At 59.7% G+C, this 233-nt stretch carries 1 protein-coding gene; it reads left to right on the top strand.

Features of this window, described 5'->3' with window-relative positions; translation table 11 throughout:
* A partial coding sequence (locus LPA41_RS43950; RefSeq protein WP_229077049.1) for a ketoreductase domain-containing protein occupies nucleotides 1-233 on the top strand: 233 nt, incomplete at both ends.

The raw sequence follows: 233 nt of genomic DNA, 5'->3' as shown, positions 1-233 counted from the left end.
GGAGGCGTTGACGCCGGAGCGGTTGGATGCGGTGTTGGCGGTGAAGGCGGATGCTGCGTGGTTTTTGCATGAGGCGACGGCGCATTTGGATTTGAAGTTGTTTGTTTTGTTTTCGTCGGTGGCTGGGGTTATGGGTGCGCCGGGGCAGGCGAATTATGCGGCGGGTAATGCGTATTTGGATGGGTTGGCTGAGTTTCGGCGGGCGCGGGGTTTGGTGGGGTTGTCGTTGGCGT

The sequence above is a fragment of the Actinoplanes sp. DH11 genome, from assembly GCF_020873875.1.
Lineage (GTDB): Bacteria > Actinomycetota > Actinomycetes > Mycobacteriales > Micromonosporaceae > Actinoplanes.
The sequence above is the reverse complement of the archived record's forward strand: the minus strand, read 5'-3'. Positions and strand labels throughout refer to the sequence as shown.